This window comes from Mesorhizobium sp. M1C.F.Ca.ET.210.01.1.1 (assembly GCF_004791585.1).
In the GTDB taxonomy this organism is placed as follows: Bacteria; Pseudomonadota; Alphaproteobacteria; order Rhizobiales; family Rhizobiaceae; genus Mesorhizobium.
Map to the genome: position 1 here is coordinate 1 of NZ_SRUU01000174.1, position 318 is coordinate 318.

1 protein-coding gene is annotated in these 318 nt (G+C 70.4%); it reads right to left on the reverse strand.

From position 1 onward, the window contains the following. The coding region (locus tag EN853_RS33455) for a flavodoxin domain-containing protein (protein ID WP_189473194.1) at positions 1-318 on the reverse strand (318 nt) is incomplete at both ends.

Below are 318 nucleotides of genomic sequence, written 5' to 3' on the forward strand. Positions count from 1 at the left end.
TCGCGCTGCAGCAGCGTCCACGGCTGGTACGCGGCCGGGCTCCAGTCCGGCAGTTCACTGGCGCCGCCGCCGAGTTGCCCCAGCAACTGCTGCCAATGCCGCAGCGCCGCCGGATCGGCGTTGTCGACTTCGATCGCATCGAACAGTGGATGCGCGCCATGCTGGCGCAGCCATTGGTCGAGCTGGTGGCCGAATCCGCAGAAGTGGCCATAGCTGCGGTCGCCCAGTGCGAGCACGCCGTACTGCAGGTGCTGCAGTGACGGCGGCGCGGCCATCACCCCGCGCAGGAAGGGCAGGGCGTGGTCGGGCGGATCGCCC